This window comes from Streptomyces sp. HUAS ZL42 (assembly GCF_040782645.1).
Classification (GTDB): domain Bacteria; phylum Actinomycetota; class Actinomycetes; order Streptomycetales; family Streptomycetaceae; genus Streptomyces.
The window spans coordinates 7,470,624-7,497,273 of sequence record NZ_CP160403.1 but is presented as its reverse complement, the minus strand read 5'-3'; the positions used below and the strand labels follow the sequence as shown (position 1 = coordinate 7,497,273).

Genomic DNA, 26,650 nt, shown 5'->3' with positions numbered 1-26,650 from the left:
CAGTGTGTCACCGGCTACCGGCCCGCTCTCTGTCCGGCTCCGCCGGAAGGTCACCACGACGCTCCGCGTGGCGACCACCGGATTCGCTTCACCACCGGGCTGAAGCCCGATGCACTGCGAATGAATCCCGGTAGCACCCCGGGATGTTCTCAAGGCTGGCTGAACACGCCGTTCAGCCAGCCCTGCCAGGCGGCTTCGCACTCCTTGATGTCGGTGCCCGGCGTGAAATCGTGCAGGGAGACGCCGACCGGATGGCCCCAGTGGTTGCGTCCGAAGAAGCGGGTGAGGCCCCGGTCCGTCCGCAGCCCGATGAAGTACGGGTTGCGGAAGTCGACCACGGCGTCGAATGCGTCGGGGCCTCGGACCGTCACCCGCGTGCCGGCGGCCATGTCCTCCCCGACACCGAGCGCCCGTCCGACGGCGGCGAGGGCGTCGGCGGCCTTCGAGGCCTCGGGGCCGTCGAAGGTGGCGAAGGCGGCCGGCCGGGGTGCGAAGTGGGCCAGGTACTCCCGCAGGGTGTGCAGATAGAAGTCGGTGTGCTTGGCGGCGCCGTCGTACTGGTTGTCCCAGTCGTCGACGAAGATCCCGCTGTGCACGTACCGCACCCAGGCCCGCCGGCCCTCGTCACGGGACTCGATGGTGTAGTCGAGCTGGTTGAGCGTCTGCTCGGAGATGCCCTCGACGTCCTCGACGCGGTTGGTGTAGTGGTGCGGCGGATCCCAGACGGTGATCGTGGAACCGAAGGGACCCCGGCCGCCCTCACGGGGCTCGGGCGGCTCCATCGGCCACAGCCAGCCTCCGGTGCCGTTGGTGACGGCCTCCCACACCTGCTCCGGCGTGGCGTCGACCTCGAATTCGCGGGCGATCTCGAATTCCTTGGACATGACGGGCTCCTGACTACTGACGTTCGAGTTCCGGGGTCTGGGGTTTGACCGTGGGATGGACGGCGACGACGATCCGGTGATCGCGGCCGTCCTCGGCGCCGGGTGCGTCGTACTTGCGGATCAGCGCGCTCACGCCCGCCGTCAGCTCCTCGACGAACGCGGCCCGGTCGGCGGCCGAGGCGAACCGCACCTCGCCGTCCAGCGCGTACGTCGCCAGCCGCTTGCGCGCCTTCGCCGCGCCGGTGATCAGCGCACCGACGTCCCGCACCAGCCGGGCGCCGAGTGCGAGCAGCCAGCGCGCGGAGAGCTGGTCGCGGAAGCGGTCCGGGTCGGGCTGCACGGAGGCGAGCGCGAGCGGCGAGATCACGTACGAGGCCGCAGTCGCGCGCATCAGCCGCTCGGTGACGTTGCCCTTGCGCCGCTCGCCGGCCAGCTCGACCAGGCCGTGCCGCTCCAGCGCCTTGAGGTGGTAGTTCACCTTCTGCCGGGGCAGCCCGACCTTGCCGGCCAGCATGGCGGCCGACGCGGGGCCGGCGGTCAGTTCGGCGAGCAGCCGGGCCCGTATGGGGTCCAGGGAGACGGCTGCGGCCTCGGGGTCCTCGATCACGGTCACGTCCAGCATGCGTCCACGGTCTCACCGAAAACTTTTTTTGTCCAGACGGATGGAGTTTTCGGTGGGGGTCCGTGAAAAGACCCGGGCCGACGTACAGCCGACCCGGGCCCCGTGTCGCACGAACCCCGTTACCGCCCGGTGCGCCGCCGCAGCAGCAGCCCCGCCACGGCCACGGCTCCCAGTGCCGCACCGGCGATCAGCACCGGCCGCGGATGCCGCAGCCCGGCCTGAACGACGGTGCGGACGGGGCGCGGCGCGCCATGCTCCACCGCGTGACCCGCCCGGCTCGCCCTGTCCTGGACCGTGTGACCGGCCTGGGCCGCCGTGCTGCGCAGTTGCACGGTCATCGCGCCCGCCTTGTCCCTGAGGTCGGCGGCGCGGGCCCGGGCCCGGCCCTTCACATCGGCCTTCGCCGCCAACTCCTCGACGGTGCCGCCGAGTTCGGTCCTCGTCTCTTCGATCTGCCGCCGCAGCTCCGCGGAGCCCGCTTTCCTGTGGGTCATCGGTGGTGTGCCCTTTCCCTGATCTCCTCGACATCGGCCCTGACGCTGCCGAGGGTCTCCTCGGGCGTGGGGGGCGTGGCGCGGCGCAGCTGGCTGCGGCCGGCCACGGCCAGCAGGCCCGCGATCGCGAACAGCGCCGCGGTGACGATGAGCGCCGCGGCCCACACGGACAGCGTCAGCGAGAGCGCGGCGGTCGCCGTGCCGGCCAGGGCGAGCAGTCCGGCATAGCCGAAGGCGCCCGCGGCACCGAGCAGCCCGCCACCTCGCCCGGCACGCCGTCCCTTCTCGGCCAGCTCCTCCTTGGCGAGGCTCAGTTCCTGCCGCACGAGCCGGGAGAGTTGTTCTGTGGCCTGCGTGACGAGTTCGCCCACGGAGTGGTGCGCGTCGTGCGCAGGGCCGGAGTCGATGGTCCCGGTCACGGTGTCCCGCCTCCTCTCGGTTCGGAACATCCGGGTACCCCGGCCGACCCCGGCTACCCCTGCGCCCCGCCCCCGTCCCCGCGGTCCCCGAGCTCGGCCAACTGACTCTGGAACCAGTCCAGCCGGGCCTGCAGCAGCGCGGCCTCCGCGACGAGTTCGGGCACGCCGAGGCCCTCGGCGCCCGAGGGTCCGCTGCCGCTCGCGGCTCCCGCCACGACCCGCAGCCCGTCCCCGGCCAGCCGTGCGAACGCGGCGAGCGACAGGAACGTACGGCCGCGGAGGCAGGCCGCGCAGGAGGGTGCGAGGGCACGCCAGCCGGGCCGGCCCCAGCCGGCGTCGGCGAGCGACGCCGCGCCGGCGCCGCAGGCACAGGGGCCGACGGTCGCCTTCCGTACCCGCTGACGGGCGTAGCGGAAGCCGCGCTCGAAGCGGATGTAGGCGCCCAGGACCGAGACCTCGAGCAGGACGGCCGCGCGGTGTTCGGCCGTGCACAGCAGCGCCTCGGCGGCCGTGCGCTCGTGCACGCAGTGGAAGCCGCAGTCGCAGCGGCGGTGCGGTGCACGGTGCCGCAGGCCGTAGACACAGGACGCGTCGGCCACGACTCCGTACGGCAGCGCGCCGCCGAGCGACACACCGGTGAACCCCGCCCGGGTGCCGTCCTGGGACAGGACCGGGTGGGCGATCTTGTAGCCGGTCGGCGGCTCCGTCGGGCGTTCCTCCGGAAGCCGCAGCCTCATCGTGCGGCCGGCACCTCTTCGGGCGCGGGGGCCGTGAGGTCCTTGATCTCCTCGGGGAGTTCGAGTTCGTCCTCGTGGACCCGCGGCCGCTCCTCCGCGACTCCGGTGGCCAGTGCCTTGCCGAGCTTCATGACGCCTCCATGGGCTGACGCCGGTGACCGTCCTGGCCATGGTGACCCATGGAGGGTCGATTTGGACATAGGGCCCACCCACCCACTCCGCAGCACCACTTACCAATACCTCTTAGAAGATTTAAGTGGAGCTTCACGATTGGTCTGCCGAGACTACTCACATGACGACAACCGCTCGCTCCACCCCTCCCTTCGGCCGCGCCCTCTGCGCGATGATCACGCCTTTCACCGAGGCGGGCGCGCTCGACCTCGACGGTGCGCAGCGGCTCGCCGACCGGCTGGTGGCGGAGGGCTGCGACGGTCTCGTGCTCTCCGGCACGACGGGCGAGTCGCCGACCACGACGGACGCCGAGAAGGCGTCGCTCGTCACGGCCGTGCGGGAGGCGGTGGGCGACCGGGCCTCGATCGTGGCGGGTGTGGGCACCTTCGACACCCGGCACACCGTCGAGCTGGCACTCGAGGCCGAAAAGGCGGGCGCCGACGGCCTGTTGGTGGTCAGTCCCTACTACAGCAAGCCTCCTCAGGACGCCCTGGAGGCCCATTTCCTGGCGGTCGCGGACGCGTCGGGGCTGCCGGTCGCGCTGTACGACATCCCGGGCCGCACCGGGACCCGTATCGAGCCCGAGACGATGATCCGCCTCGCCGGCCACCCCCGGATCGTGGCGGTCAAGGACTGCTCCTACGACTTCCTCGCCGCCCAGAAGGTCCTCTCCCGCACGGACCTCGCCTACTACGCGGGCTGCGACGAGCACAACCTCGCCCTGTACGCGGTGGGCGGAGCCGGCTGTGTGAGCACGGTCGCGAACGTCGTCCCGGGCCGGCTACGGGCCGTCCTCGACGCGTTCGACGCGGGCGACACGGCCGGGGCGGCCCGGCTCCAGCAGCGGGCCACACCGCTCATCGAGGCGGTGATGTCGGCGGGCCTGCCCGGCACGGTCACCGCCAAGGCGATCCTCAACGCCCTCGGTCTGCCCGCGGGTCCGGTCCGCGCACCCCTGCGGCCCGCCGACCGGGCGACGACCGACGGGCTGCTGGCGGAGTACGAGCGGCTGGTGGCCTGATCGCGGAGGGCGCCCCTCGCCGGAAGAAATTCCCGGGTGCCGCCGCACGCCCGTCCCGTACGGTGGCCCCGTGAGCCGCCCCCTGCTGTTCCTCGATGTCGACGGCCCCCTCAACCCGTACGCGGCGAAGCCGGAGCGACGCCCCGGGGGCTATACGACGCTCAGGGTGGCCCTGCAGCCCGGACGCCCACTGCGGGTCTGGCTGAACCCCTCGCACGGCCGGGCGCTACTGGATCTCCCCTACGACCTGTGCTGGGCCACCACGTGGATGGCCGCCGCCAACCGCTGGATCGCCCCCGTCGTCGGCCTGCCCGAGCTGCCGTACGTCGACTTCGGCGAGGGCCTGTTCGCCGTCCGGCCGGACGGCGTGCACTGGAAGACCGAGGCGATCGTGACGTACGCCGAGGGCCGCCCCTTCGCCTGGGTCGACGACGAACAGAGCCCGGCCGACGACGCGTACGTCGCCGCCCGCCACCCCGGGGCCGCCCTCCTGCACCATGTCAACCCACGGCTCGGCCTGCTGGAGGCCGACTTCGCGGCCCTTACGGAGTTCGCGACGGGCCTGCGGGGGTGACGAAAGCGCCCTCCCGCCTGTGGAGTGGGAGGGCGCTCTGTTGTGCCTGCTGCTCAGTTGTGCCTGCTGCTCAGTTGTGGCTGTTCTGAGGAACGTGCAGGTCACGGGCTCATGTTGCCTCATGGGCCGTGTCGGGGCCGTCCTCGGTGCCACCCGGGTTCCGGAAGACCCGATCCACGGCGGCCCGGGTGCGAGCCTCGCTGTTCGGCATCAGGTGCGTGTACGTCCGGAGCGTGAAGCTCGGGTCGTGGTGGCCCAGGTACTCGCTCAGGGCCTTGATGCTCTCCCCCGCGTCCAGGAGCACGGAGGCGTAGAAGTGGCGGAGGGCGTGCATGCCGTTCTCGCGGCCGAGGGGTATGCCGGCGGAAGTGAGGGCGGGACGCCAAACGCCCGGATTGAAGCGCAGCCGGTTCAGGGCTTGGCTTCGGGCGTTGACGAACAGGAGCGACGCCGACACCGGCGGACCGTCCGGGGTCTTCCATGGCAGGGCGACCTCTACCGGCTCGTGCCTCGTGATGTGCGCGGCCAGCGCGAAGGAGACCGCCTCGGGCAGCGGTACATGCCGTTCCTTGCCGCCCTTGGGAGGGCCGAATACCGGGCGCGTCCCTCGTATGAGCTTGACCTGCCGCACTACGTGGACCGTGCCGCCGAGGAAGTCGACATCCTCAAGAGCCAAACCGAAAATCTCGCCCTGACGGAGGCCGCAGCCCGCGCCGAGGGCCACCATCTCCTGGTAGGCATCCGGCAGGGCCTCGTGCACTGCCATGACGCGCTCGATGGACCAGGGCTTGACCTTGCGGGCATCCAGGGACGGCGCCCTCACCGAGCGGGCGCGGCACGGATTCTCGGCGATGATCCGGTCCTCCACGGCGGCGGTGAACACCGCTGACACATTGGCGAAGATCGAGCGCCGGTAGGACGCCGCGCGACCCGTGGCCTCCAGCTCGCGCATCCACGCGCGCAGGTGCGACGGCCGGAAGGACGCCAGGGGGCGATCACCGAGGTACGGCAAGGCGTGGACCCTGAGCCGGATCTCGACACTCTCGCGGGTCACCGGATCGATGGTCAGCGCTGCCATCCATTCCTTGGCGTACTGCCCGAAGGTCACCGAGCCCGCGGCCGGGTCGATGTACCTCCCCTGGGACATGTCCGCTTCGATGTTGGCCAGCCAGGCGTCAGCCTTGCGCTTCTGCTTGTCCGGGAAGCTCTTGGACTTCTCGGAGCCGTCCGGCGCGATGTACCGGGCGCGGTAGCGGTGGCCGACGCCGTAGCGGTCGGTCTTGACCCTGACGCTCTTGCCGTCCGGGCCGGGAACGGACTTGTACCAGCGATCCTGAACGTGTCCGGCCATCAGGCGGCAGCCCCTTCCATCTGGGACTTGACCCACGCATGCACGTGGTCGGGGTCGTACCGGATGTACCGGCCTACCCGGAATCCCCGAGGACCGATGCGCTTCCGCCGCCACTGGTAGAGGGTCTCCACGCTGGGCAGTTCGAAGAGTTCAACCAGGTCCTCAGGCGTGAGATAGCGGTCGGGCAGTCGGGTCGGCATGGTCACCACTCCCTGTCATCTGGTAGCGCGGCGAGTGCTTCGCGGGCGGTTTCACGGTTGAGCTGGAGATCACGAGCGATCGTGGCGGCGAGCGCGGATTCACCAGGGGTGTGGCCGTGTCCGGCGTACTGCCAGTCGGCGAGGACGAGCACGGTGTCCGGCTCGCGGTCGTCGAGGCCGAGGGCGGCGCGTTCCTGAACGGCGCGGAAGTCCGCGCGCGCCTGGCGAAGAGCGCCGAGAGTGGTCGAGTAGCGGCGCGACTTGGAGCTGAAGTGCCCCCGGAAACCGAGCATGTGAGCCCAGGCCCACAGCCGCCGGTCCGGGTACAGCTTGTCGAGGTCGCGGCACGCGGTGATCAGACGGCGCGCGTGGTCGGGCACGCCGTGGCGGTCGAGTTCGGCGAGTTCGCCGATGCGGCGGTCGAGAGTGCCTGTGTTCTCTGCGGCTTTGGTGGCGTACTTGGCGACGTAGGAGGCAACGGCCTGTTCGGTGAGGTCTGAACCGTCACCGAAGGCCTTCACGGGCCGTACGTCGAGCTGTGTACCCCAGCGGAAGGTGCGGGCGGGTTGGTCGTCGGAGGCCGGGACGCTGACGCTGGTGTAGGAGTGCGTAGCGGCGGCACGGATCGCGTCCGTGAGCAGCTCCGTACGGGCCCACGAGGGCGGTGGAGAATCAGGGCCGTCGGGTCCGTCGAGGCGGATCACAGCGTGGAAGTGGATGGCACCGCGCTTCTGGAATTCGGCGACCTTGCCGTACGAGACCCGGCAGGCGTCGGCGAGTTCACGCTGTGTCAGTCCGGCGCGGGCGGCGATCTCGCGGCGGAGTCGGTTGGCGAAGCGCATCCACAGCTCGCCCGCGTGGTTGTTGAAGAGCACGGCGCCTGCGTAGTCGTAGGTGGCCGGGTCCAGTGCTGTGCCGAGGGAGGCATCGTCCTCGGTGTGGCGGGTGCCGCAGCGGCAGGCGCCGCGGTCGGGCCGGTTGTGGACTGGGCCGAACGAGGGTGCGGTGAGGGTGGTGAAGACGCGCGGGTGGTCGCGGACGGTGGCGGGGATGTCCTTGTCGGGGTCCCCGGCGAGCCCGGCACGGATCAGGTGGTAGGTGTCCCCGGCGTAGGTCCAGGCGCAGGCCGGGCAGCGGGAGGCGCGACGGTTGCCGCAAGCGACGCGGAGGCGCCCGCCCGGCTCGTTCTCGGTGCTGTAGTGGTGCAGGGTCTCGCCGGTGGTCTTGTCCTTGTGCAGGACCCAGCCGCGCAGGTGGATCGGGTCGGCACAGCCGCCGGTGCGCTTGATCTGGTCTTGCCAGCGGTCGAAGCCCGGAATCCCGGCCACCCGGAGGAGATCCCCCAGGGTGATCGGGTCCAGGTCCGCGAAGGTCGCGGCGTTGGTCATGCGCGGCCCCCGGCGAGCTGGAGGACGCGGGCGGGCGCGATGCCGGTGCCGCGGCAGGCCGGGCAGTCCGCGGTGATGGTGCGCAGCTGCCCGCGGTGGTCGCGGCCGCCGATGGTGATGGCGGCGGAGGCGAAGCCATCGCAGTTGGGGCAGATCCGCGGTGTTGTCGTGGTGGCTGGGGTGGGGCCAGTCATGATGGAGGTTCCTTCCGGTTCTGTGGATCGGACAGGGACGGCGTCCGGAGCGGCGGAAGTTTGGCGACCGAGGCCGCTCCGGGGGCCGTTCAGATGCGGCCGGAGCGCTTACGCCCGGCGTTGAAGATGCGCTTGTCCTCGGGCGTGGCGGTGCCGTTCTGGATCCGGTCGGCGATCTCGTTGTGCCGCTTGACGGCCTCACGCTTGACGGCGCGGTACTCGCGTTCGGCTTTGACGGAGTCGGTGGCGGGACGCTTGCTGAAGATGCCCATGTCAGTTCTTCCTTTCGGCGTTGAGGAGGGAGCGCAGGACGACCGCGCACACGGCGACCGAGGCGCCGGTGATGGCCACGGCGAGGAGCATGGAGACGAGGACAGCGCCGACGACCAGGACGACGGCGGTGCCGCCGCCGACGAGGGCGATCACAGCGCCGGGCGTGAGCTGGATCGTGGGCCGGGACGGCGCCGGGGCCACCGGAGCGGGCGGCGGGGTCTGGGTGCCGGGAACGACAACGGTCGGCTCGACGACGGCGGGCGGAGTGACGCGGCTGGTCGGCGTCGGCATGGTCGGGATCTTCGGGCGGAGCATCGGTGATCTCCTCTCTCCAGTGGGCTACTTGACGAAGCTGTCGATGGCCGGGGCAAGGACGCTGTCGGCGAGGAGGAAGCCGCCGAGCAGGAGCACCGCGATGAGCCACGCGGGCGGGCGGATGAGCTTGACGCCGAGGTAGCCGACGACGAGCAGGGCGAACCAGAGCGGGACGTTCATGGGTGGTGGCCTCCTCAGCTGACCTTGCAGCGGTGGGTGCGGGCGGCGAGCTGGGCGGCGGTCTGGCTGGTGTAGTCGGCGGACCAGCCGCAGCGGTCGGCGGTGCACACGGCGGCGTGTTTGGTCTGGCCGTTGCGGTCGCGGTGGGTGCCGATCTGCACGGGGCCGATCTGCATCAGCGAGTGGAAGTGGTCGCGGGCGGGCATGTCAGTCGGTCTCCTCTCGGGTCGTGGCCGGGTCGGGGAAGCTGGCGCGGATACCGGCGGCGGTGGCCGGGTCGGTGGTGCGCTGGGCGGCCTCCTCGGCGAGCAGGTGGGCGAGGTAGGGCCGGTTGGCGGCGGTCATCTCGCGGGCGCTGTCGAGGTAGTCGGCGGCGGTCAGGTCGGCGGGGTCACGCGTCATGGCGATGGGTTCCTTCCGAGTCAGGCGAGTTGGGCGGCGATGGCGTCGGCGAGCTGGGGCGGGACGCCGAGCCGGGCGCGCAGGGTTTCGGTGTCGATCGGGGAGCCGGTGCGGGTCTGGTGGTCCGCGGCGACCTTGCGGGCGTGGTCGACCAGCGCGGCCGGGACGGGCACTGCCGGAGCCGGGTCGGCGGCGGGCAAGGCGGGGGCTTGCTCGGACGCGGTGACCGGGTCGGCTTCCGGCTCCGGGTCGGGGATCGGTTCGGGCTCGATGTCGGGTGTGGGGGCCGGGGCTGCGGGCGCCGGCGGAACCGGCACCCGGTCCCCGGCGGAGTGGGCGAGGAGTGTGCCGCCGAGGAAGGCGAGGGCGGGCCATCCGGCGATGCCGAGCCGGAGTAGGGCGGGCGGGTTGGCCAGGTCGAGGAATCCGGCGGTGGCGACGTTGGCGCCGAGCGAGGCGAACAGGGCGATCAGGAACCAGCACCAGGCCAGCCGGGACGGGCCGTCGGAGCGGAGCCGTCGCCAGGCGGCGACCAGGAGCAGGTCGACGCTGATCGGGTAGGCCCAGGCCTTCCAGCCGTTCTGTCCGGCAGCGGCGGCCAGGTCGTGGAGGTGGGCGAAGGACAGGGCGCCCGCGATGACGGCTTGGACCAGGACCGCGTCGACGCGGAGACTGGGGCGGGCCATCAGGACTCCTCGCCGGGGTCGTAGCCGGGCGGGAACGTGCCCGGCGGCGGCTCCGGCAACGAGGCGGCCAGGCACGGGCCGACGATGTCGATGAAGTCCTGATCGGCGCCGAAGGTGTCGGCGTAGAGGGCGAGTTGGCCGAGCATCACCACGGTGCGGGCGAAGTCCTCGCAGTCAGGGCACATGGCGGGTGATCTCCTTGTTTCGGGCATGGCTCGGGTAGGGACCTGGCGCGAAGCGGTCGCGCCGACCGTGGAGCGGGAGAGATCAGGCAGAGGCCGGGATGGACTCGACGGCCGGGGCATCCACGGGCTCGGGGATGCTGAGTGCGGGCCGGAACGGGGCCAGGCTGGGCAGGTCCGGCGTACGGTCGGCATGCCGGTTGCAGATGTTGACGGCCTGCCGCATCGAGGTGTGCGGGGCACGGATGCGGTGCCAGCCGCCGGTTGAGTCCCCTGCGATGGCGACACCGCGCATGGTGGCGGGGATCTGGATGGCGGCGAGGACGGCGTCCGGGGAGATGTCGCCGAAGGCCATGTTGGCTGAGGTTTCGTCGTTGACGCGGTGGGCGGTTCGGCCGGAGAGCTGGGCGCGGAGCATGGTGATGCCCTTGCCGAGTTCGGAGCCGAAGCGCTGCCCGCAGATCTCCAGGTAGATCCCGGCGGCACGGCCGAGCTGGGCGAGCCGGGCCAGCGCAGTGATGATCCGGTCCCTGCGCTTCTCCTCCTCTTTGGTGGCGAACAGGGCGAGTTCGGCGACCTCGTCGACGAGGACGACGATCGGCGTCGGGCGCAGGTCGGCGGGCAGATCCCAGATGTCGGCGGCGATCTCCGCATCGCAGACGTCGGCGGTGACGCGCTGCTCGGCGCGGATGAGCTGGTAGACGCCCTCCATGTGCGTGACGAGCGACTCCAGCAGCTCGGCGGCAGCGTCCGGGTTGTCGGCGAGCGCGGAGAACCGACGGGCCAGCGGGAACAACTCAACCCCCTGCTTGCAGTCGATCCCGACCAGGGCCACATCCATCGGCGCCAGCCCGGCGACCAGGTTGCGCTGGTACACCGACTTTCCCGACTCGGTGGCCCCGAGGGTGAGCGCGTGGGGTATCGCGCGGTAATCGCGGTAGTGGACCGTGCCGTCCTCCCGCAAGGCGACCGGGACCCGCATCGGGCGGGGTTCAGTCCTGGCAGGCATCTGCACCCGCTTCAGGACGTCGTAGCCCGTCATCCGCACCTCGACCACGCCAGAGCGGAGTTCACGCGAGGTGACGCCGTACATCCCGAAGGAGTGCCGCAGCCGGTCGGAGGCCGCCGCGATGTCGAAGGCGTCCTGTCCGGGCCGGAGCTTGAGCCGCAGGACCAGGCCGGTCCGAGTCGGGCGCATCCGCAGAATCCGCGGCGGGCGGGACTCCGGCGACGGCCGGTTCGTCATCCGGGCGAGGGCGAGACGCCACCGCGAGGGCGGGACGGTCAGGCCGCAGGCGTCCATGACGGACGCGTAGCGAACCAGGACCCGCAGCGCGGCGAGGGCGACCCCGAAGGTCAGCCAGTACCAGGCGGGGCGCCGCCACCGCAGGAGACCCGCAGTGGCGACGACCAGCACGAGCGCGACCATGAACCAGGTCATGGTCAGGCCGCCTTGGGCTTCGCGGCAGCGGCGGCGAGCGAGGTCACGGCGACCGCGCGGAAGGCGATGCCGTGCCGCTTCTGGCCGTTGAACTCGTTCTCCCACGGCCGGGCGATCAGGCCGGTCAGGGCGACCGGCGTACCCATGCCCAGCTCACCGGAGATACCGGGCTCGGGGACGGTGATGGACAGGATCTCGACCTCGTCGTTCGCCGCGAACATCACGTCGACGGTCATCAGCGTGGCGCCGGTCTCGGCGTCGGTGGCGATCTCGCCGGTACGGCGGTCCTTGACCTTGGGCTGCGGCGTCTTGGCGACCATCACGGTCGCGGCGGAGGTGTCGACGGGGATCTGACGCATGATGGAGTCTCCCTGTTGGGATAAGCCCCGGGCTGCGCTGTGATCTTGGCGGATGGCACGCAGCCCGGGGCGGCTTGTTGTTGCGACACCACTGAAACTACTCGCAGAAAAACTGCGAGTCAACAGAAAAACTGCGACTAGTAGGAGAACTCCGAGTCTGCGAGACTGAGTGCGACGAGAAGGAGGCAGGAATGGCCAACTATGGGCTTTTTGTTCGCTTCACGCTGCGCGACGGGGCAGAGGAAGCGTTTGACGCACTGATCGAGGAGACCGCCGCAGGGATCCGGGCGCACGAGCCCGGCACGCTGGTCTATGCATGCCACGAGGTCGAGGGCGCGCCCAACGAGCGGATCTTCTACGAGCTGTACGCCGATCGCGCTGCCTTCGAGGAGCACGAGCGTCAGCCGCACACGCGTCACTTCCTGGCCGAGCGCTCCAAGTACGTCGAGAAGACCGAGGTTGACCGCCTTCAGCCGTATGCCGGCAAGTACCCCACCGGAGCCGAGAAGTGACGGCTTCCGACACCAAGACGATTGGCCAGAGGGTCAAGGAGCTCCGCCGCGCGGCAGGCATGTCACAGAGCGACCTTGCCGCTGCCATGGGGCGCTCCGAGAGCTGGGTCTCGCAGGTCGAAAGAGGCGTACAGCCCGTCGAGCGGCTGTCCGTCCTTCAGGCTCTCGCCGATGCGCTCAACGTGCCCGTACGTGACCTACGGTCGGACGCCGCCGCCCCGGTGGAGGAAGCCGAGCCAGAGGAGCAGGCGAAGAGCAATGATCTCGACGGCCTGCGGGTGGCCCTTACCGGTCATCCCGCGTTGGGCAGCCTCTTCCAGCAGCCCCCGGCCGAGCCGACTCCATCGCTTGCCGACTTCCGTCAGCAGGTAGACGAGGCGTGGACTCTCGTGCACGCGTCGAGCTACGCGGCACTGAGCGATCATCTCGCCAAGCTGCTCCCGAGCATCGAGGCCGCAGTACGCCACGCGCCAGCAGGCGAGCGCACAGAACTCCATGCCCTGCGCGCCAAGGCGTACCAAGTGGCCGCGGCAAGCTTTACGCGGCAGGACCAGGCGGATGCGGCGTGGGTCGCGGCCGACCGAGCACTCCAGGCGGCCGAACTTGCAGGGCAGCCGTTGGAAGTGGTCGCGAGTCTGTTCCGCATGGCGCACGCTTTCATGCGGCAACAGCACATGGACCAGGCCGAGCAGGCAGCGCAATCCGCGGCGGCCGTTATGGGTCCGAGGACAGAGGCCCCGACATGCCCGCCGGAGGAACTGTCACTCTTCGGCGCCATGAACCTCGTCCTTGCGGTGATCAACGCGAGGGAGGGCAACCGAGGGCGGACCCACGAGCACATCGACCGAGCGCGCGGAATCGCGGCGCGGTTGGGCGGGGACCGCAACGACTTCGACACGGAGTTCGGGCCGACGAACGTCGAGATCCACGCCGTGAGTACGGCGGTGGAGTTGGGGGACGCGGGGCTTGCCCTAGAGGTGGCCCAGCAAGTTGACGCATCGGGTCTTTCACCCGAGCGGCAGTCACGTTTCCTGCTTGACGTGGCGCGGGCGCACGCGCAGCGGCGACACGTCGGCGAGGCCACAGCCGCACTCATGGAGGCCGAATCCCTGGCGCCCGAGCAGATCCACGACCACCACCTGGCCCGTGAGGTCATCCGCGACTTGATCCAGCTCTCGGACCCTCGCATCCCCGAGTCGCTGCGCAACTTGGCCGAGCGAAGTGCTGTCATCTAGGGAGCCGAAGCCCGAAGCCCAGCGCGGTGGGAGTTTCCCTACATCATCAAGGCCCGCGCACGGCGCGGGCGCGCGCCGCCTCAGCGGCGCGGCCTGCCTCCTAATGGCGCGGTAAGACGATGGGCTTCTCATGCCGAGCGTCTTGGGCGGGTCTGTATGTGGTGATCCGTAATCGCTCCTGAGGCCTGACCTCTCAAGACAGAGTCGGCCCCCACGTGCCTGCTCGCCCATGTGCAGCATCGCGGGGGTGGCGGGGCCGGTCCGCGCTCATGCCTTCGTCCCGCGCGGACCGGCACCGCCACCCCCGCTCGCACACAAGCAGCGGCATCGTTGGCTCTCGTGGTCCAAGCCGCCGCCAGGGAACACCTCTCACCGCTCGGCGAACGCCCCAGTTCCGCAGCTGACCGAGACCCCTGACGGCCGCTGGGATTGCGAACGGCTAATCGGATGACGGGCCCGTGAGCCCTGCCATTAGGGAGACGCGCAACCCCGCCACGGCGACCACCACACCACCGGCACCCACCCAAGGACACCCCTATGACCAGCGTGTTCTGCGGCATCGACTGGGCCACCGACCACCACGACATCGCACTGCTCGACGAGGCCGGCACCCTCCTGGACAAGCTCCGCATCGACGACACCCCAGCCGGCCTGAGCCAGCTCCTTCAGCTGCTGGCCCAACACGGCGACAGCCCAGACAACCCGATCCCCGTCGCCATCGAGACCTCTCACGGCCTCCTGGTCGCCTGCTTACGCACCACCAGCAGACCCATCTACGTGATCAACCCGCTCACCGCCGCCCGCTACCGCGACCGCTACGCCCTCAGCCGCAAGAAGTCCGACCACCTCGACGCCAAGGTCCTGGCCCACATCCTGCGCACCGACCCCGCAGAACACCGCCCTCTGCCCGCAGACAGCCACCTTGCCCAGGCCGTCGCCGTCCTGGCCCGAGCCCAGCAGGACGCCGTCTGGGACCGCGTCCAGACCGGCAACCGCCTCCGCTCCCACCTGCGCCAGTACTTCCCCGGCTTCCTCACCGTCTTCAAGCACTTCCGCGAAGGCCTCGCCTCACCCGTCACCCGCACCCTGCTCGCCGCGGCCCCCACGCCCACCCAGGCCGCCCAGCTCACCCGCCCCCAACTGCGAGCCATCCTCAAAAAGGCCGGCCGCCAACGCGAGATCACCGGCGAAGTCGAACGCCTCCACACCTTGCTGCGCGAACCCCAGATGCAGCAACCGCCCCTGGTCGAGCAGGCCATGGGCACCAAAGCCCTTGCTCTGCTGCGGCAGTTCGACGCCGCCTGCACCAGCGCCGACGAGCTCGAAGCCGCCACCACAGCCGCCTTCACCACCCACCCAGACGCCGAAATCATCACCAGCTTCCCCGGCCTCGGCGCCCTCACCGGCGCCCGCATCCTGGCCGAACTCGGCGACGACCACACCCGTTTCCCCACCGCCCGCGCACTTAAGGCCTACGCCGGATCAGCCCCCATCACCAGATCCTCCGGACGCAAGACCACCGTCCTGGCCCGCCACATCAAGAACCAGCGCCTCGCCTCAGCCGGCTACATCTGGGCCTTCGCCGCCCTCACCGCATCCACCGGAGCCCGAGCCCACTACGACCGCCGCCGAGCGGCCGAAGAACGACACGTCGCAGCCCAACGCAACCTCTTCAACCGCCTACTCGGCTGCCTCCACCACTGCCTCACCCACCACATCCCCTACGACGAACAGACCGCCTTCCCCGACACGGCTTGACTGATCAACCGCATCGGATGTCTGTCTTCGCCCCGGCTGGCCGCGCCCGGCGGCGCGCTCGGCGGCTGCGGGCATGAAGTGGGGAGACACCCTCTGTGGCTGGGGCGGTCGGCTCCACGGCTTTAGGCAGCCACTTTGGGGCGAGCCTCTAAGATCTTGGCCCCAACGTCGTGCTTTAACGGGCAGGTCCACAGACTGCCCGACTCGCCATCAGCTTACGGGGCCAAGATCACTCGCCCCAAAGCAGCTCCAGCCCAAAGCCGCTCCGCCGCCTTTACCTCAGCACCCCCGAGAGAGCCTAATCACATAACAGGGGGCGGATATTTCACCTTGAGCGCCCCTTCAAATCCCGGCGGTGCTTTCACGAGAGGCGATTTTCCAATTAGCGAGAGAACTCTATTCACGATAGTTAGCACATACACCCTGGCAGCTGCGTCAAAAGTTTGAATATAGTCGAGATCAAGAAGGACCCGCTGCCCCGGAATTAGTTGAAGGCTAGGACACGCATCGCAAAGTCTTCGATCTGCAATCCCGGCACGATGAGCAAGTGTGTTCCGAATCTGCTGGGCCTCGTAGAGAAGATCTTTGACTCGCCGATCAACTTCTCCGGCTAGGCGACTCTGCGGTTCACCGTTGATCTCAATCGAGTTAAGCAAATCCTCGAAGACTGCTATACCCGACCGCAGGCCGACTTTCTTTTCCCTCTGTATCTCCGTCACCAGGTATCTCAACCTGTCAGACTCCGAGAGCTCCATGTAGTCAGACAAGGCAATCTTGATCTTCTTCACGCTTGCGCTTCGAAGCGAATCCGGAAAGATCTCCATACAGGCGACACAAAAATCCTCAACGAAAGCTTCGAGTGCCCCCCACATTCCCATCAGCGCCTGGCCGTGGAGCAGCGGAAAACCTCGCTCTTTCTCGCTCTTAGCGAAGTGCGCACGCTTTTCCGCCTCGGCCTTCTGCTCGGACGTAGGCTTTACCTCTGCTGACGCAAAATCATCCTGCAGCACCAGCTCCATGAGCTCAACGTGCTCTATCGAAAAGTGCGCCCCCCAGTGTGCCAGTGATACCACGCTGAGCGAGTCATTGAGGTGCTCCGCAAACCGATCAAGGAGTTGAAGCAATTTGGCGCCTTCGATTTCCACAGCAGCGAGTTTAGAGGATCTGCGGCCTGGGGGGTTCCCGTTTTCAAAGACCACCCTGGCCTGCGCGCCTCAGCACGCGCATCAACTGCGAGTCCGCTTCCCCACACACGAGCGCCCTCCCGGGCCGTCCTCGGGCCGTGGAAGGGCGCTCAATGGTGACCAACGTCGACAACTGCCGACAGCTCGGCAGCAGGTCAGAGCGTTGACCGATAAGGCGGCCGCAGGTCACGGCCGCCGGTGATCAGTTGTGGCTGTGCAGGATCTCGTTCAGGCCGCCCCACTCCGCGTGGTTCGGCACCGCCTGGACCGCGCCGGTCACCGAGTTGCGGCGGAAGAGGATGTTGTTCGCGCCGGACAGCTCGCGGGCCTTGACGAGCTGGCCGTCGGGCAGGGCGACCTTGGTGCCGGCGGTGATGTACAGGCCCGCCTCGACCACGCAGTCGTCGCCGAGGGCGATGCCGACGCCGGCCTCCGCGCCGACGAGGGAGCGCTCGCCGATGGCCACGCGCTCCTTGCCGCCGCCGGAGAGCGTGCCCATGGTGGAGGCGCCGCCGCCGATGTCGGAACCGTCGCCGACGACCACGCCCTGCGAGATGCGGCCTTCGACCATGGACGTGCCGAGGGTGCCGGCGTTGAAGTTGACGAAGCCCTCGTGCATGACGGTGGTGCCGGCGGCGAGGTGGGCGCCGAGGCGGACGCGGTCGGCGTCGGCGATGCGGACGCCCGCCGGGGCGACGTAGTCGGTCATGCGCGGGAACTTGTCCACGCCGAAGACGCTGACGTGCTGCCCACGCGCGCGTGCGGCCAGGCGGACCGTCTCCAGGGTGTCCACGGCGACCGGGCCGAGGGAGGTCCAGGCGACGTTGGCGAGGAGGCCGAAGATGCCGTCCAGGTTCTGCTCGTTCGGCTTCACCAGGCGGTGCGAGAGCAGGTGGAGACGCAGGTAGGCGTCGTGGGTGTCGAGCGGCTTGTCGTCCAGCGAGGAGATGACCGTACGGACCGCCACGACCTCCACACCGCGTACCTCGTCCCGACCCGTGGCGGCGACGCCGTGCTCGCCGAGCAGTTCACGGGTGCGCTCCGTGTCGAGCCTCTCGGTGCCGGCAGGGCCGGGCTCGGCGGACAGTTCGGGCGCGGGGAACCAGGTGTCGAGGACGGTGCCGTCGGCGGCGATCGTGGCGAGACCGGCGGCCACGGCGCCGGTGGTGCGAGGAGCAGTCGTGTCGGTCATGAGGGAAAACTAACCGGCGGGGGGCTGCGGAGGCCAACCCGCGGGGCGGGCGTCTCAAGTGGTGGCAGTGCGCTTGCCTCCGGCGGTCGGGCGGGGCCTGCTGCCGGAGGGTGGCTCAGGGGCGCGCGGTGGTATGTCGAACTCGCCGCGCCCACGGCCCGTGGGTCCGCCACGGCCCGTGGGTCCGTCGGGGTCGTGGCGGTGCGTCGAGCCCGCGGCGGGTTGCGCCCCGCTGCCTGCTGCCACAGTGGGGGGTGCTGGGACCGGCTGAGCGGCGGGCTGCGACACACCGCCACGACCCGCTCCTGTCGTCTCGCGGCTGCCGGCGCGTGGTCTCCTCGGTCTTCCGCTGCGGCGGTCCGCGATCAGTACCGCTCCCCCGGCCGCCAGGGTCAGTGCCGTGCACAGGGGCCACAGGAGGGTGGGCGCCGTTTCGTACAGGGCTCCGCCCAGTGGGGGCGCCAGCACTGTGCCGCTGATCGAGACGCCCGCGTAGAGGGACTGGAAGCGGCCCTGGACGTGGGCCGGGGCCTCGTCGGCGACGTAGGCCGTGGCCGTGGTCTTGTAGAGGAGCTCGCCGAGGGTGAGGAGGGTCATCATCGTGGCGGCTGTGGTGAGGGTGGCGCCGGGCAGTAGGGCCGCGTAGCCCGCGGCCACCAGCAGCAGTCCGGCGGCGACAATGCGCAGCGGTCCGCGGCGGCGCAGGGCCAGTGCCGTGGGCAGTTCCAGGCACAGGAGGATGCCGCCGTTGATCGCCAGCATGGCCCCGTACACTCGCGCGTCGAGGCCGTGGTCCGCCAGGAAGACCGGGAAGGTCGAGTACTGCTGCCGGTACACGATGTCGGTGACGAAGATCGCCGCCAGCATCAGCAGTACTGCCGGGCGGGCTCGTAGTTCCGGCCACATCCCGCCGGCGGCGTCGTGACCGGGTTCGACCGCCGCGCGGGGCGGTACCACCCGAGCGATCCAGCAGGCGAGGCCCAGGCTGCCCAGACCCTCCGCCAGGTACAGCCAGTCGTACGAGAGGTGGGTCGCCACCAGTGCGCCCAGTATCGGGCCGACGGTGAATCCGCCGTTCGCCGCCGCCCGCACCACCGCGAACGCCTGGCGCCGGGAGCCCTCGGGCACGATCACCGCGACCAGCGCGGAGTTGGCGGCGCGCTGCACGCCGGAGGCGTACTGGGAGAGGGGCAGGACCAGGTACAGCGCGGGTGTCGGCAGCAGGGGTACGGCGGCCAGGAGCAGGCCCGAGGTCGCGGCGGATGTCAGGAGTACGCGTCGGTGGCCGAAATGGTCTCCGTACCAGCCGCCGGTGAAGTTGCCGGCCACCAGGCCCGCGCCTCCGATGCCGGTGAGCAGGCCCGCCTCGCCAGCGGTCAGGCCGCGCGGGCCGGTCAGGTAGAGGAACAGGAAGGCGAAGCCGACGCCGACGACCATGTTGGCGAAGGTCCCGCAGGCCAGTAGCCACACCGAGCGCGGTAATTCCCGCAAGGCTCGCATCCGTCCCCCCACGTTCCGAGTGAGTTCCTTTTGGGAACTCACTCTGTCAGCATGGCAGCCTCGGGTCAACGACGAACGGTCGACGGAGGGAAGGGGACGGGTGCCATGGCCCGCAGGACGAGCCTGGAGGATTCCACCTGTGCCATCGCACAGGCCCTGGACGTCGTCGGCGACTGGTGGACCCTGCTGATCGTGCGGGACACCGCGCGCGGGGTGCACCGGTTCGACGAGCTGCAGCGTGAACTCGGGCTGTCCCGGAAGGTGCTGACCGAGCGTTTGCGGCTCCTCGTCGAGGTCGGTGTTCTGGATCGGGTGCCGTATCAGGAACGTCCGGTCCGCCACGAGTACCGGCTCACTCCGCGCGGGCGCGCCCTGCTGCCCGTCCTGGTCGCCCTCCAGGACTGGGGGGACGCCTGGGTGCTGGGCGACGGTGCCACGAGCGCCACGGCAGTGGAGGCGTCCGCGGAGGCTCGGCGGGTTCACGAGCTCGTCGGGACCCGGATTCCCGCGCTTCGACTCCTCGATCACGAAGGGGAGTTGCGCGATCCGGTGGCCGACGGCACCCCGCACACCGTCCTGTACTGCTTTCCCGGTGCCTACGCCCGCCCGGACGCCTATCCCCCCGGCTGGTCGGACATCCCCGGCACGCCCGGCTGCACCCTGGAGTCCTGCACCTATCGGGACCGGCTCCCCGAGTTCCGTTCGGCGGGGGCCACCGTGCACGGGGTCTCCACCCAACGACCGGACGAGCAGCGCGCGTTCGCGGCGAAGGAACGGCTGCGGTTTCCGCTGCTGTCGGATGCCGAGCTGTCCCTGATCGCCGCGCTGCGGCTGCCGACGTTCCGTGCGGCGGGCGTGAGCCGGCTCAAGCGGCTCACGCTGGTCGTCGACCGGGAGCGGGTCGTGCGGTACGTGCAGTATCCGGTGACGGACATCGCGGGGAGCGTGGACGCGGCGCTGGCGGCGGTCAGGAGGCTGCGCGTGGGATGACCCGCGCGAGCGCCTCGCGCGCGTACTCCTCGTCGTACGGGGTGTCGGTCAGCAGGACCTGCAGACAGATCCCGTCCATCAGCGCGACGAGCGCACGCGCCGTGAGCGGATCCGTGCGGGGGGCGAGGAGATCGGCGAGGTCCTGCGCCCACTCGGCGGCGACCGGGCGCAGGGCGGGGCGACGCAGGGCGGCTAGATAGAGCTCGCACTCCAGCTCGACACCGGTGCGGTCACCGGCGAGCCATTCGCCGAGCAGTCCCGCCAGGTCGGCGGCCAGGTCGGTGCGGGAGTCCGCCAGGCCGCCGCGCGCGGCGATCACCTTGGCGAAGCCCTCGTTGGCCTGTCGCAGTGCGGCGACCATCAGCTCGTCGAGGGTCACGAAGTGATATGTCGTCGAGCCGAGCGGCACATCCGCCTCGGCCGCGACCGACCGGTGGGTCAGCCCGGCGATGCCCTTCTTTCCGACGACCCGGATCGCCGCGTCGATGATCCGCTGGCGTCGCTCGGGGTCGTAGCGCCGGGGCATCAGTGCGCGCCTCCCAGGTTCAGCACCACCACGCCTCCGATGATCAGGGCGATGCCGGCCGCCTTGGCGACGGTCATCCCCTCCCCCAGGAACGCGATCCCGATCGTGGCGATGGCCGCGGTGCCCACTCCGGACCAGATCGCGTACGCCGTGCCGACCGACACGGTCTTCAGGGTCTGCGCGAGCAGCGCGAAGGAGACGCCGTATCCGAGGACCGTCAGCACGGACGGCCACAGCCTGCTGAAGCCGTCGCTGTACTTCAGCGCGGTCGTGCCGGCCACCTCGGCGGCGATGGCCGACATCAGGAAGAGAAACCCCATGCGTACCAGCGTACACAACGATGCGTACGAGTGTACATATCAGCGCGCGCGGCATGGTGCCCGTTCTCCGCCCCCGGGTCGGCCGACCGGCCAACGGCGCCTCACCCAGGCGCATTTCATCGGACGTCAGCCGGTCCGGGGAGCTCCGGACACGATCTGGAAACCGCTCGCTTCAAACGGCTGCTCGAAGCGGCCTCGGTCCACTACTGTGCATCTGCTTCACCATTCACACACCGGGTCACCGCAGCCGCGGCCGTCGCCATGGGCCCGCTGGAGGAACAGCGCATGCCATTCAAGAAGTCCCAGCCCCCTCAGGGTCAGCCCTGGGAGAACGGCTGGGCCCCGGACACGTCCCGGGCACCGGGAACACGTCGCCTCTGGCTGGCCGGTGCGCTCGCCGTGGCCACCGTCGCGTCGTGCATCACCGCCGTCGTGATGATCGACAACCATTCCGACGACGCGTCGACGTCCGGGAAGGGCGCCACGACATCCCCGGCCGAGGCGACGGGGCCCGGGCTGATCTACTTCGCCACGCCGTCCACGCCGGGCGCCACCGCCCCCGCTGCCAAGAAGAGCCCGTCGTCGGCGGGGGCCTCTTCGCCGACCACCCGCAAGCAGAGTCCCACGCCCACGGCGTCTGGTGCCGCGACTCCCTCCAAGTCGTCCTCGACCAAGCCCGGTTCGTCCAAGCCCCCGACGAAGTGGACCTCCGTGCGCTCGGTCAACTACCCCGACCGTTACTGGCATGCGAGCGGCGGTTACGTGAGGCTCGACCCGGTCGGTGGCTCCGAATCCCGCGAGGACTCCACCTTCAAACTGGTCAAGGGCCTGGCCAACGCCTCCTGTTACTCCTTCGGCACGGCCGACGGCAAGTACCTGCGCCACCGCGATTTCGTCCTGCGCGCCGAACGCAACGACGGATCCACCCTGTTCTCCCAGGACGCCACCTTCTGCCCCGAGTGGTCACCGTACTCGGGCGCCGTGATGCTCCGGTCGGTGAACTACCCCAACTACGCCCTGCGCCACAAGAACTTCGTGCTGCGCCTGGACCCGTACGGCTACAACACCACCAACCGCGAGGACTTCTCGTTCCGCCTCGTGGACGGCCTCGCCTGAGCAGAACCGCAACCCACACGCATGTGGCCCCCGGCGGATGCCGGGGGCCACACGTGTCAGGTCCTCAGACGTTGAACCCGAGCGCCCGAAGCTGCTCGCGCCCGTCGTCCGTGATCTTGTCGGGGCCCCACGGCGGCATCCACACCCAGTTGATGCGCAGCTCGCTCACGAGGCCGTCCGTGGCGGACTTGGCCTGGTCCTCGATGACGTCCGTCAGCGGGCAGGCCGCGGAGGTCAGCGTCATGTCGACGGTCGCGATGTTCGCGTCGTCGATGTGGATGCCGTAGATCAGGCCCAGGTTGACGACGTCGATGCCCAGCTCGGGGTCGACGACGTCCATCAGGGCCTCGCGGAGCTCCTCCTCCGAGGCCGGCTTCATCTCCACGGTGTCACTCATGCCGTCTTCCTTTCGGCGTCGGCTCCGCCCAGCGCCTGGGCCGTCGCGTCCTTCCACGCCATCCAGCTCAGGAGGGCGCACTTGACCCGGGCGGGGTACTTGGAGACGCCGGCGAACGCGACCGCGTCCTCCAGCACCTCCTCCATCGCGTCGTCGGGCTCGATCCGGCCCTTGGACTGCATCAGCTCCAGGAAGGTCTCCTGGATCTTCTGCGCCTCGGCCAGTTCCTTGCCGACGAGGAGTTCGTTCAGTACGGAGGCGGAGGCCTGGCTGATGGAGCAGCCCTGGCCCTCGTACGACACGTCCTCGATCTTCGTGCCGTCGTACTTCACGCGGAGGGTGATCTCGTCGCCGCAGGTCGGGTTCACGTGGTGAACCTCGGCGTCGCCATCCCTCAGACCACGCCCGTGCGGGTTCTTGTAGTGGTCCAGGATGACTTCCTGGTACATGGAGTCCAGCTTCATGCGATCGCTCGCCAACCCCTCAGCCGAAGAAGTTCCGTACGTGCTCCAGTCCGTCGACCAGAGCGTCGATCTCGGCCGGCGTGGAGTACAGATAGAACGACGCCCGCGTGGTCGCAGGAATTCCGTACCGGAGGCAGACCGGGCGTGCGCAGTGGTGGCCGACGCGGACCGCGATGCCCTGCTCGTCGAGGACCTGGCCCACGTCGTGCGGGTGGATGTCGCCCAGCGTGAAGGAGATGGCGGCCCCTCGCTCCTCGGCCGTCGTCGGGCCGATGATCCTCAGGTCCTGCACCTCGCGCAGCCGCCGCACCGCGTACTCGGTCAGCGCGTGCTCATGGGCGAGGATCTTGTCCATGCCGATCGAGTTGAGGTAGTCGATCGCCGCGCCCAGACCGACCGCCTGCGCGATCGGCGGGGTGCCCGCCTCGAACTTGTGCGGGGCGGGGGCGTACGTCGACGAGTGCATGGACACCGTCTCGATCATCTCGCCGCCACCCAGGAACGGGGGGAGATCCTCGAGCAGCTCCTGGCGGCCCCACAGGACGCCGATGCCGGTCGGGCCGCACATCTTGTGGCCGGTGAAGGCCACGAAGTCGGCCTGCAGAGACTGGACGTCCAGGGGCATGTGCGGCGCGGCCTGCGAGGCGTCGATGCAGACCAGCGCACCGACCTCCTGTGCGCGGCGCACTATCGCCTCGACGGGGTTCACCGTGCCCAGGATGTTCGACACCAGGACGAAGGAGACGATCTTCGTCTTCTCCGTGATGATCTCGTCGATGTTGGACAGGTCCAGGCGGCCGTCGTCGGTCAGGCCGAACCACTTCAGCTTCGCGCCCGTGCGCTGCGACAGCAGCTGCCACGGCACGATGTTGGAATGGTGCTCCATCTCCGTGATGACGATCTCGGTGTCGGAGTCCACGCGGTAGGGCTCGTCGGCCCAGCCCAGCATGTTCGCCACCAGGTTCAGCGACTCGGAGGCGTTCTTGGTGAAGATCACCTCGTCGCGGCTCGGCGCGTTGATGAACGCGGCGACCTTGTCGCGCGCGCCCTCGTACAGCGCCGTGGCCTCCTCGGCGAGCACATGCACACCGCGGTGGACGTTGGCGTTGTAGCGCTCGTAGTACTCGCTCAGGGCGTCCAGCACCTGGCGCGGCTTCTGCGAGGTCGCCGCGTTGTCCAGGTACACAAGCTTCTTGCCGTCGTGGACCAGTCGGTCCAGGACGGGGAAGTCCTTGCGGATCGCCTCGGTGTCGAGGAGGCCCGGCAGCTGTGTCACGCGGATGCGCCACCCTTCGTGTATGCCTCGTAGCCCTCGTCCTCCAGCTTGTCGGCGAGCTCGGCGCCGCCGGACTCCACGATCCGGCCGCCCGAGAAGACGTGGACGTGGTCGGGCTTGATGTAGCGCAGGATGCGCGTGTAGTGCGTGATCAGCAGGGTGCCGACCTCGCCGGTCTCGCGGACGCGGTTGACGCCCTCGGAGACGATGCGAAGAGCGTCGACGTCGAGGCCGGAGTCGGTCTCGTCGAGGATCGCGACCTTCGGCTTGAGCAGCTCGAGCTGCAGGATCTCGTGGCGCTTCTTCTCACCGCCGGAGAAGCCCTCGTTGACGTTGCGCTCGGCGAAGGACGGGTCCATGTTGAGGCGCTCCATGGCCTCCTTGACCTCCTTCACCCAGGTGCGCAGCTTGGGGGCCTCGCCGCGGATCGCGGTGGCGGAGGTGCGCAGGAAGTTGGAGACCGAGACGCCGGGGACCTCGACCGGGTACTGCATCGCCAGGAACAGGCCCGCGCGGGCGCGCTCGTCGACGGACATCTCCAGGACGTCCTCGCCGTCGAGAGTGACGGTGCCGGAGGTGATCGTGTACTTCGGGTGGCCCGCGAGCGAGTAGGCGAGGGTCGACTTGCCGGAGCCGTTGGGGCCCATGATGGCGTGCGTCTCGCCCTGCTTCACGGTGAGGTCGACGCCCTTGAGGATCTCCTTCGTGGCGTTGTCGGCCTCGACGGTGACGTGCAGGTCTCGGATTTCAAGCGTTGCCATGGATTGCCTCAGGACTCCTGGGTGAGGGAGACGAGCACGTCGTCCCCTTCGATCTTTACGGGGTATACGGGGACGGGGCGCGTCGCGGGAAGGCCGGACGGCTTGCCGGTGCGCAGGTCGAAGCTGGAGCCGTGCAGCCAGCACTCGATCTGGCAGTCCTCCACCTCGCCCTCGGAGAGCGAGACGTTCGCGTGCGAGCAGATGTCGTTGATCGCGAACACCTCCCCCTCGGTCTTCACGACCGAGACCGGCGTGCCGTCGAGTTCCACCCGCTTGGGGGTGTCCTCCTCCAGCTCGCTCAGCCCACAGGCGCGTACGAACGTTGACGAGGCAGTCATGCGACCGACGCCTCCAGCTCCTCCTCGATCTTGGCGATGAGGCGCTCCTCGATGTCCTCGACGCCGATCTGCTGGACCAGCTCGGCGAAGAAGCCGCGGACCACCAGGCGACGGGCCTCGTGCTCCGGGATGCCGCGGGCCATCAGATAGAAGAGCTGCTCGTCGTCGAAGCGGCCGGTCGCGCTCGCGTGACCGGCGCCGACGATCTCGCCGGTCTCGATCTCCAGGTTCGGCACCGAGTCGACGCGGGCGCCGTCGGTGAGAACCAGGTTGCGGTTCATCTCGTACGTGTCCGTGCCCTCGGCCTTGGCCTCGATCAGAACGTCGCCGATCCACACGGCGTGCGCGTCGTCGCCCTGGAGCGCGCCCTTGTAGACGACGTTCGACTTGCAGTGCGGGGTGTTGTGGGTGACCAGGAGGCGGTGCTCCTGGTGCTGCCCGGCGTCCGTGAAGTACAGGCCGAAGAGCTCGGCCTCGCCGCCGGTGCCGGCGTAGGCGACGCGGGGGTGGAGACGTACGACGTCGCCGCCGAAGGTGACCACGAACGACTTGAAGGTGGCGTCCCGGCCGATCAGCGCGTTGTGCTGGCCCACGTGCACGGCCTTGTCGTCCCAGTCCTGGACCGAGACGACGGTCAGCTTGGCGCCGTCGCCCAGGATGCAGTCGACGTTGGCGGCGAGCACGGCGTCACCGGTGTGGTCGATGACGACGACGGCCTCGGCGAACGCGCCCAGCTCGATGACCTGGTGGCCGTAGGCGGTCCCGCCCTCGCCGTGCACGGCGATGCGGATCGGCTCGGTGAGGACCGTCTCCTTGGGGACGGTGACCACGCCGGCCTTCTCGAACGCCGAGTACGCCTGGGCGGCGACGCGGTCCACCGGGGTGCCCGCCCTGCCCAGGCGCGCGTCGTCGCGGCCGACGGTCTCGACGATGACACCCTCGGGGGCATCGACGGCGACCTTCACGCCCTCGCCGGTCGCGACGGCGGTGCCGTCGTGCAGACCGCGCAGCCGCTCCAGCGGGGTGAACCGCCACTCCTCCTCGCGGCCGTGCGGGACCGGGAAGTCCGCCACGTCGAAGGACGGGGGCGCGCTCATGCGCGTGGCGACGGTCGATTCGGCGGCCACCGCGATCTGGCCCGCGGTGGTGGACCCCACGGGGATGTTCTGAGCCTCAGCCATGGCTGTC

37 protein-coding genes are annotated in these 26,650 nt (G+C 69.7%); 7 read left to right on the top strand and 30 right to left on the bottom strand.

The features are described 5' to 3' along the window. Positions 1-149: 149 nt before the first annotated feature. The 6 genes from ABZO29_RS34150 to ABZO29_RS34125 all read right to left on the bottom strand — a co-directional run bounded on the left by ABZO29_RS34150 (position 150) and on the right by ABZO29_RS34125 (position 3,287). Positions 150-884: an SRPBCC domain-containing protein gene (locus ABZO29_RS34150; protein WP_367324045.1), complete on the bottom strand. Its 735-nt coding sequence runs from the start codon at positions 882-884 to the stop codon at positions 150-152. 13 nt (positions 885-897) lie between these two features. Further along, complete coding sequence (locus tag ABZO29_RS34145; RefSeq protein ID WP_367324044.1) at positions 898-1,506, bottom strand: ArsR/SmtB family transcription factor; 609 nt, start codon at positions 1,504-1,506, stop codon at positions 898-900. A 119-nt stretch (positions 1,507-1,625) separates the two neighbouring features. Further along, positions 1,626-2,000: a DUF3618 domain-containing protein gene (locus ABZO29_RS34140; protein WP_367324043.1), complete on the bottom strand. Its 375-nt coding sequence runs from the start codon at positions 1,998-2,000 to the stop codon at positions 1,626-1,628. Further along, positions 1,997-2,419, bottom strand: coding sequence for a phage holin family protein (locus tag ABZO29_RS34135; RefSeq protein ID WP_367324042.1), 423 nt, complete (start codon positions 2,417-2,419; stop codon positions 1,997-1,999). The genes ABZO29_RS34140 and ABZO29_RS34135 overlap by 4 nt, the downstream gene beginning before the upstream one ends. A gap of 53 nt (positions 2,420-2,472) precedes the next feature. Next, positions 2,473-3,156 (bottom strand): hypothetical protein, encoded by a 684-nt coding sequence (locus tag ABZO29_RS34130; protein WP_367324041.1) that lies wholly within the window; start codon positions 3,154-3,156, stop codon positions 2,473-2,475. Next, positions 3,153-3,287, bottom strand: coding sequence for a hypothetical protein (locus ABZO29_RS34125; protein ID WP_367324040.1), 135 nt, complete (start codon positions 3,285-3,287; stop codon positions 3,153-3,155). Before ABZO29_RS34125 ends, ABZO29_RS34130 begins: the two co-directional genes overlap by 4 nt. A gap of 161 nt (positions 3,288-3,448) precedes the next feature. Here ABZO29_RS34125 and dapA point away from each other — a divergent pair, with 161 nt between their 5' ends. Both dapA and ABZO29_RS34115 read left to right on the top strand, forming a co-directional pair. After that, complete coding sequence (gene dapA, locus ABZO29_RS34120) at positions 3,449-4,348, top strand: 4-hydroxy-tetrahydrodipicolinate synthase (protein ID WP_367324039.1); 900 nt, start codon at positions 3,449-3,451, stop codon at positions 4,346-4,348. Between the two features lie 70 nt (positions 4,349-4,418). After that, on the top strand, positions 4,419-4,922 hold the full coding sequence (locus ABZO29_RS34115; protein ID WP_367324038.1) for a hypothetical protein: 504 nt from the start codon (positions 4,419-4,421) through the stop codon (positions 4,920-4,922). Between the two features lie 109 nt (positions 4,923-5,031). On the opposite strand, the gene ABZO29_RS34110 is transcribed toward ABZO29_RS34115, so the two are convergent. The 13 genes from ABZO29_RS34110 to ABZO29_RS34050 form a co-directional block, all read right to left on the bottom strand. Beyond that, complete coding sequence (locus ABZO29_RS34110) at positions 5,032-6,273, bottom strand: tyrosine-type recombinase/integrase (protein ID WP_367324037.1); 1,242 nt, start codon at positions 6,271-6,273, stop codon at positions 5,032-5,034. Beyond that, positions 6,273-6,473 carry a helix-turn-helix transcriptional regulator gene (locus ABZO29_RS34105; RefSeq protein WP_367324036.1) on the bottom strand — a complete coding sequence of 67 codons (201 nt, stop codon included), beginning with the start codon at positions 6,471-6,473 and terminating at the stop codon, positions 6,273-6,275. The genes ABZO29_RS34110 and ABZO29_RS34105 overlap by 1 nt, the downstream gene beginning before the upstream one ends. 2 nt (positions 6,474-6,475) lie before the next feature. Then, positions 6,476-7,861 (bottom strand): replication initiator protein RepSA, encoded by a 1,386-nt coding sequence (gene repSA / locus ABZO29_RS34100; protein WP_367324035.1) that lies wholly within the window; start codon positions 7,859-7,861, stop codon positions 6,476-6,478. Further along, positions 7,858-8,055, bottom strand: coding sequence for a hypothetical protein (locus ABZO29_RS34095; protein ID WP_367324034.1), 198 nt, complete (start codon positions 8,053-8,055; stop codon positions 7,858-7,860). The genes repSA and ABZO29_RS34095 overlap by 4 nt, the downstream gene beginning before the upstream one ends. An 89-nt stretch (positions 8,056-8,144) precedes the next feature. Beyond that, positions 8,145-8,327, bottom strand: a complete 183-nt coding sequence (locus ABZO29_RS34090; protein ID WP_367324033.1) for a hypothetical protein — start codon at positions 8,325-8,327, stop codon at positions 8,145-8,147. A 1-nt stretch (position 8,328) separates the two neighbouring features. Next, positions 8,329-8,643: a SpdD-like protein gene (locus ABZO29_RS34085; RefSeq protein ID WP_367324032.1), complete on the bottom strand. Its 315-nt coding sequence runs from the start codon at positions 8,641-8,643 to the stop codon at positions 8,329-8,331. 24 nt (positions 8,644-8,667) lie between these two features. Further along, entirely contained in the window at positions 8,668-8,823 is a 156-nt protein-coding gene (locus tag ABZO29_RS34080; protein WP_367324031.1) for a hypothetical protein, read from the bottom strand. Positions 8,824-8,837: 14 nt separating this feature from the next. Continuing rightward, complete coding sequence (locus ABZO29_RS34075) at positions 8,838-9,029, bottom strand: mobile element transfer protein (protein WP_367324030.1); 192 nt, start codon at positions 9,027-9,029, stop codon at positions 8,838-8,840. Position 9,030: 1 nt separating this feature from the next. Further along, the gene (locus tag ABZO29_RS34070; RefSeq protein ID WP_367324029.1) at positions 9,031-9,225 is read right to left on the bottom strand and encodes a hypothetical protein; all 195 of its coding nucleotides are present in this window, start codon (positions 9,223-9,225) and stop codon (positions 9,031-9,033) included. A 20-nt stretch (positions 9,226-9,245) separates the two neighbouring features. After that, positions 9,246-9,911, bottom strand: a complete 666-nt coding sequence (locus tag ABZO29_RS34065; RefSeq protein WP_367324028.1) for a DUF2637 domain-containing protein — start codon at positions 9,909-9,911, stop codon at positions 9,246-9,248. Next, a complete protein-coding gene (locus ABZO29_RS34060) occupies positions 9,911-10,096 on the bottom strand; it encodes a hypothetical protein (protein ID WP_367324027.1) in 186 nt (61 codons plus the stop codon). The genes ABZO29_RS34065 and ABZO29_RS34060 overlap by 1 nt, the downstream gene beginning before the upstream one ends. 82 nt (positions 10,097-10,178) lie before the next feature. Next, entirely contained in the window at positions 10,179-11,534 is a 1,356-nt protein-coding gene (locus ABZO29_RS34055; RefSeq protein WP_367324026.1) for an FtsK/SpoIIIE domain-containing protein, read from the bottom strand. A 2-nt stretch (positions 11,535-11,536) separates the two neighbouring features. Continuing rightward, positions 11,537-11,893 carry a hypothetical protein gene (locus ABZO29_RS34050; RefSeq protein ID WP_367324025.1) on the bottom strand — a complete coding sequence of 119 codons (357 nt, stop codon included), beginning with the start codon at positions 11,891-11,893 and terminating at the stop codon, positions 11,537-11,539. 191 nt (positions 11,894-12,084) lie between these two features. On the opposite strand from ABZO29_RS34050, the gene ABZO29_RS34045 reads away from it, so the two are divergent. The 3 genes from ABZO29_RS34045 to ABZO29_RS34035 all read left to right on the top strand — a co-directional run bounded on the left by ABZO29_RS34045 (position 12,085) and on the right by ABZO29_RS34035 (position 15,398). After that, positions 12,085-12,405: a putative quinol monooxygenase gene (locus tag ABZO29_RS34045; RefSeq protein WP_367324024.1), complete on the top strand. Its 321-nt coding sequence runs from the start codon at positions 12,085-12,087 to the stop codon at positions 12,403-12,405. After that, positions 12,402-13,640 (top strand): helix-turn-helix domain-containing protein, encoded by a 1,239-nt coding sequence (locus ABZO29_RS34040; RefSeq protein ID WP_367324023.1) that lies wholly within the window; start codon positions 12,402-12,404, stop codon positions 13,638-13,640. The genes ABZO29_RS34045 and ABZO29_RS34040 overlap by 4 nt, the downstream gene beginning before the upstream one ends. Positions 13,641-14,177: 537 nt before the next feature. After that, positions 14,178-15,398 (top strand): IS110 family transposase, encoded by a 1,221-nt coding sequence (locus ABZO29_RS34035; protein WP_367321800.1) that lies wholly within the window; start codon positions 14,178-14,180, stop codon positions 15,396-15,398. Positions 15,399-15,700: 302 nt separating this feature from the next. On the opposite strand, the gene ABZO29_RS34030 is transcribed toward ABZO29_RS34035, so the two are convergent. From ABZO29_RS34030 to ABZO29_RS34020, 3 genes are all read right to left on the bottom strand, one after another. After that, on the bottom strand, positions 15,701-16,543 hold the full coding sequence (locus ABZO29_RS34030; protein ID WP_367324022.1) for a hypothetical protein: 843 nt from the start codon (positions 16,541-16,543) through the stop codon (positions 15,701-15,703). A 241-nt stretch (positions 16,544-16,784) separates the two neighbouring features. Then, positions 16,785-17,774 (bottom strand): 2,3,4,5-tetrahydropyridine-2,6-dicarboxylate N-succinyltransferase, encoded by a 990-nt coding sequence (gene dapD / locus ABZO29_RS34025; RefSeq protein WP_367324021.1) that lies wholly within the window; start codon positions 17,772-17,774, stop codon positions 16,785-16,787. A gap of 54 nt (positions 17,775-17,828) precedes the next feature. Beyond that, positions 17,829-19,274, bottom strand: coding sequence for an MFS transporter (locus ABZO29_RS34020; RefSeq protein ID WP_367324020.1), 1,446 nt, complete (start codon positions 19,272-19,274; stop codon positions 17,829-17,831). 105 nt (positions 19,275-19,379) lie between these two features. On the opposite strand from ABZO29_RS34020, the gene ABZO29_RS34015 reads away from it, so the two are divergent. Further along, on the top strand, positions 19,380-20,264 hold the full coding sequence (locus ABZO29_RS34015; protein ID WP_367324019.1) for a winged helix-turn-helix transcriptional regulator: 885 nt from the start codon (positions 19,380-19,382) through the stop codon (positions 20,262-20,264). On the opposite strand, the gene ABZO29_RS34010 is transcribed toward ABZO29_RS34015, so the two are convergent. Further along, positions 20,242-20,790, bottom strand: coding sequence for a TetR/AcrR family transcriptional regulator (locus ABZO29_RS34010; protein ID WP_367324018.1), 549 nt, complete (start codon positions 20,788-20,790; stop codon positions 20,242-20,244). The genes ABZO29_RS34015 and ABZO29_RS34010 overlap by 23 nt on opposite strands. Continuing rightward, complete coding sequence (locus ABZO29_RS34005; protein ID WP_367324017.1) at positions 20,790-21,110, bottom strand: multidrug efflux SMR transporter; 321 nt, start codon at positions 21,108-21,110, stop codon at positions 20,790-20,792. The genes ABZO29_RS34010 and ABZO29_RS34005 overlap by 1 nt, the downstream gene beginning before the upstream one ends. A 285-nt stretch (positions 21,111-21,395) precedes the next feature. On the opposite strand from ABZO29_RS34005, the gene ABZO29_RS34000 reads away from it, so the two are divergent. Further along, positions 21,396-22,226 (top strand): AbfB domain-containing protein, encoded by an 831-nt coding sequence (locus tag ABZO29_RS34000; protein ID WP_367324016.1) that lies wholly within the window; start codon positions 21,396-21,398, stop codon positions 22,224-22,226. 64 nt (positions 22,227-22,290) lie between these two features. Here the strand turns inward: ABZO29_RS34000 and ABZO29_RS33995 are convergent, their stop codons facing one another. Genes ABZO29_RS33995 through sufD form a run of 6 tightly spaced genes read right to left on the bottom strand, consistent with a single transcriptional unit; the run spans position 22,291 to position 26,643 of the window. Further along, positions 22,291-22,623 carry a metal-sulfur cluster assembly factor gene (locus ABZO29_RS33995; RefSeq protein WP_367324015.1) on the bottom strand — a complete coding sequence of 111 codons (333 nt, stop codon included), beginning with the start codon at positions 22,621-22,623 and terminating at the stop codon, positions 22,291-22,293. Then, complete coding sequence (gene sufU, locus ABZO29_RS33990) at positions 22,620-23,087, bottom strand: Fe-S cluster assembly sulfur transfer protein SufU (protein ID WP_367324014.1); 468 nt, start codon at positions 23,085-23,087, stop codon at positions 22,620-22,622. Before sufU ends, ABZO29_RS33995 begins: the two co-directional genes overlap by 4 nt. Positions 23,088-23,106: 19 nt before the next feature. After that, complete coding sequence (locus tag ABZO29_RS33985) at positions 23,107-24,363, bottom strand: cysteine desulfurase (protein ID WP_367324013.1); 1,257 nt, start codon at positions 24,361-24,363, stop codon at positions 23,107-23,109. After that, positions 24,360-25,124, bottom strand: coding sequence for a Fe-S cluster assembly ATPase SufC (gene sufC, locus ABZO29_RS33980; RefSeq protein WP_132854534.1), 765 nt, complete (start codon positions 25,122-25,124; stop codon positions 24,360-24,362). The genes ABZO29_RS33985 and sufC overlap by 4 nt, the downstream gene beginning before the upstream one ends. Before the next feature lie 8 nt (positions 25,125-25,132). Further along, positions 25,133-25,462 carry a bifunctional 3-phenylpropionate/cinnamic acid dioxygenase ferredoxin subunit gene (locus tag ABZO29_RS33975; RefSeq protein WP_367324012.1) on the bottom strand — a complete coding sequence of 110 codons (330 nt, stop codon included), beginning with the start codon at positions 25,460-25,462 and terminating at the stop codon, positions 25,133-25,135. Beyond that, entirely contained in the window at positions 25,459-26,643 is a 1,185-nt protein-coding gene (sufD, locus tag ABZO29_RS33970; protein ID WP_367324011.1) for a Fe-S cluster assembly protein SufD, read from the bottom strand. Before sufD ends, ABZO29_RS33975 begins: the two co-directional genes overlap by 4 nt. Positions 26,644-26,650 lie beyond the last annotated feature (7 nt).